The sequence below is a fragment of the Prosthecobacter sp. genome, from assembly GCF_044378005.1.
GTDB lineage: Bacteria > Verrucomicrobiota > Verrucomicrobiia > Verrucomicrobiales > Verrucomicrobiaceae > Prosthecobacter.
On sequence record NZ_JBILYB010000296.1, the window covers coordinates 1 to 3,339 of the forward strand.

The 3,339-nt window shown below is 59.9% G+C and carries 4 protein-coding genes; 2 read left to right on the forward strand and 2 right to left on the reverse strand.

Translation table 11 applies throughout. From position 1 onward, the window contains the following. The first annotated feature begins 66 nt into the window (after window positions 1–66). Both AC6FTP_RS26365 and AC6FTP_RS26370 read left to right on the forward strand, forming a co-directional pair. Window positions 67–1,020 (forward strand): substrate-binding domain-containing protein, encoded by a 954-nt coding sequence (locus AC6FTP_RS26365; protein ID WP_497209876.1) that lies wholly within the window; start codon window positions 67–69, stop codon window positions 1,018–1,020. Next, entirely contained in the window at window positions 1,020–1,370 is a 351-nt protein-coding gene (locus AC6FTP_RS26370; RefSeq protein ID WP_497209877.1) for a DMT family protein, read from the forward strand. The genes AC6FTP_RS26365 and AC6FTP_RS26370 overlap by 1 nt, the downstream gene beginning before the upstream one ends. Window positions 1,371–1,546: 176 nt before the next feature. Here AC6FTP_RS26370 and AC6FTP_RS26375 read toward each other — a convergent pair whose 3' ends face one another. Both AC6FTP_RS26375 and AC6FTP_RS26380 read right to left on the reverse strand, forming a co-directional pair. Next, on the reverse strand, window positions 1,547–1,945 hold the full coding sequence (locus AC6FTP_RS26375) for a c-type cytochrome domain-containing protein (protein WP_497209878.1): 399 nt from the start codon (window positions 1,943–1,945) through the stop codon (window positions 1,547–1,549). Between the two features lie 147 nt (window positions 1,946–2,092). Then, a complete protein-coding gene (locus AC6FTP_RS26380) occupies window positions 2,093–3,085 on the reverse strand; it encodes a hypothetical protein (protein ID WP_497209879.1) in 993 nt (330 codons plus the stop codon). Window positions 3,086–3,339: the final 254 nt, after the last annotated feature.

Sequence of the window (3,339 nt, forward strand, 5' to 3'; positions counted from 1 at the left end):
CGGCCGGTGCCACCGGTGCTCTGAACAATCTGCCTGTGCCGAAGTGATCCATGCCTCGTGCTGACCATGACCTCCCGCACCTTTCTTTCTCTTGTCGCCTCGCTCGCGCTCGCGGGCTGTGGCAAGTCCACGCCTGAGGCCAAACCCGCACGCGGCATCATCGCCGCCTCGTTGCTGACTTTGCAGAATCCCTTCTTCAAAGTCATCGGCGACAACATCACCGCCGAGGCCCAGAAGCAGGGCTACGAAACGCTGATCGTCAGCGCCGACAACGATGTGGCCCGGCAGAGCAATCAGGTGAAGGACTTCATCGTCAAGAAAGCTGCGGCCATCATCCTCAGTCCTGCGGATTCGAAGGCCATCGTGCCCGTGATCCAGGAGGCGAATGCCGCAGGCATCCCCGTCTTCACCGTCGATGTCCCGTGTCAGGAGCCCGGCGTGAAAATCATCACCCAGGTCGCCACGGATAACTTCGATGGCGGCAGACAGGCCGCCCGCGCCATGATCGAAGCGCTGGCAGGGAAGGGGGGCAAGATCGGCGTGCTGGATCTCAAGCAGGTGGAGTCCTGCATCCTCCGCGTGAAAGGCTTCAAAGAAGTCCTCGCCGAGCACAATGCCAGCTCACCGGCCAAGATCGAGATCGTCAGCGAACTCGACGGTGGCGGAGCCAAGGACAAAGGCTACAAAGCCGCCGAAGACATGCTGCAAGCCCACCCGGACATGGTCGGCATCTTTGCCATCAATGATCCCTCCGCCCTCGGCGCACGCGGCGCTTTGGAGAAAGCCGGACGCGCCGATCAGGTCGTCATCATCGGCTTCGATGGCCAGCCCGAAGGCAAACAAGCCATCCGCGATGGCAAGATCTACGCCGATCCCATCCAGTTCCCCGACAAGATGGGCGTCGAAGTCGTCCGTGCCTTCATCCAACATCTAAAAGGCCAGGACGTGCCCCCGCAGATGCTCATCCCCACCGAGCTGTATCGGAAGGCTGATGGTGAAAAGGACAGCTCTTTGAAGTGATGACGGCGAACTGGCCCCTGATCAAAGCCATCGCGCTCCTGACGGCCTCGAATGTCTTCATGACCTTCGCGTGGTATGCGCATTTGAAGGACATGAAGGCCAGACCCTGGTTCATCGCGGCCATGTTCAGTTGGGGCATCGCCTTCTTTGAATACATGCTGCAAGTCCCTGCCAACCGCATCGGCAGCACCACGCTGACGCTTCCGCAGTTAAAGATCCTCCAGGAAGTCATCACCCTCACGGTCTTCGTTCCCTTCCTGCTCTTTTACATGAAGCAGCAGTTCAAATGGGACTTTGTCTGGGCCGGTCTCTGCCTCTGCGGTGCGGTGTACTTTATCTTCCGGAAGTGAACGAGGGGCATGGGCTGGCGTTGCTGGGTGGCGGAGCAGGGCTTGACCGGGCAGCCATCCCCTCTGCGGCATGCACCCAACGACTGACAGTGCAGGGGGAAGCGCCTCTCGGATCAAGTGTCGAGGCAGGAGCTTTGAATGCCGGAAAGTAGGTTTGCGGACATCGGTTGATGCGGTCACTTGCCTGATGGCTCGATGCGCGGATCAGGTGCGCCGAGCAGAACCCAGGTTTCCAGCAACGCGATCTCGATGGGCGGGAGCTTTTTCTTCGGCGGCATGGCGCTGTCTGAGTCGAGATGACGGATGGCCTGGATGAGCGGACTGTTCTTCAAGTCACCAGGTTTCACCGCCGGGCCGTTCTCGCCCCCCGTTTCCCATCCCAGCTTGGAATCCAAGAGCAGCTCGCCCTCGACCTCATGCTCGCGCGAATGGCACTCGTAGCAGCGGGTCTGGAGGATGGGCAGGATCTGGGCGCGGAAGAACTGCTCCGGCTCGTAGGCGGACTTGCTCTCCTCACCGGCAAAGAGGCTTGCCAGTGCCGTCAGGGCGATCAGGAGAAACGCGAAAGGCTTCATGCAGAGGATAACGATGTGAAGTCCGGCGGCACTGCTGCAAATCTTGTCTGATTGAGGCCACCCCTTGCCTCTCCGCCCACTCAATCCGAGGCGGGCTTGGGGATGAGGGTAGCCGCAGTCTGATCAGCGAGTGACTCCGTGCGGTCCTTACTTTCGCGGAGGAGGGAGACTGGCATCCACCTTGTTCGCCGGAATCATGAGCGGCGTGGCGACAAGTGGTTCCGGGTTCGCGGGATCGACTTTCACCTGGATGAGATGCAGGTTCATGCCGCCAAAGGTTTCGATGCGGGTGAAATTTTCCAGCGTGCGTCCCGTGGCGGAGGTCAGCGGCTTGTCGATGCGGAAATAGTGGCTGTCCGAGTGGAAGAGGTACACGGGTTTGGGCAACGCCTGCACCGCTTTTTGCAGCGCGGGCACGACGTTGACAAAGCCTGTGCCGCGAGGCTCGGAGTGCTTCGTTTCCGACAGCGGATTTGCCTGCATGAAGAGCACCAGCGCGCGGCACTCCGGCTTGGAGGCCTCTTCAAAAGCGGACTGCATCCAGGCGAGCACCGCCTTGTCACGCGCGAGGAATTCCGCCATCGCGGCCTCGTTCTTCTCACGCACGTTGTTGTTGCTGCCCACGACATGCAGCGTGGCGAAAAGGATGCCGCCTTTGCTCCAGCGATTGTGCTCGATGTAGGTGGCAAATTCCGGCTGAACCTTGCTCTGGCAGGTCAGCGTCAGGCGCGACTTGCCCAGGCTCTGATGATCGGTGGAAAAGAAGGTGCGCCGCACCACGCCGAGACGGTCCACGGGATCAAACGCGCCTGCCGCCGCCGTGTGGCAGTCAGTCCACTCATTGTCACCGGGCACATAGATGAATGGACTCTCGAACTGGTTGAACCAGCCGAGGATCTTCGGATACACGGCGTCATCACAGGGCATCTGACCGTTCTTTGTATCGCCACAATGCACGCTGAAGGCCGGACGCACCTGATTCGCCGCCGCGATGACGTTTTGAAACCGCTCCTCATCCTGCGGCATGTAGTAAGGCATGCAGCCCATCACGAGAAACTCGAACGGGGCGGTTTCATCCGCCGCGAGGATTTGAGATGAACAAGTGGAGATAAAACTGAGGAGCAGGAGAACGCGGCGCATGAGGACAAGCAGAACGAAGACGCTCGACTCGATGTGTCAGGTGCCTTCTGGATAGTCGCACGAGCATCCGACATGCAATGCGGGCAAACTCGCCGCGTTACTTGCCCATGCTCAAAAAGTTCCTCCTTATGCTCGCGTGCTGCCCTTCGCTTTTCGCGGCGCAGCCAAACTTCATCATGGTCTTCATCGACGACATGGGCTGGGGCGATTTCTCCTGCTTCGGCAACAAAGACGCCCAGACGCCGAACATCGAC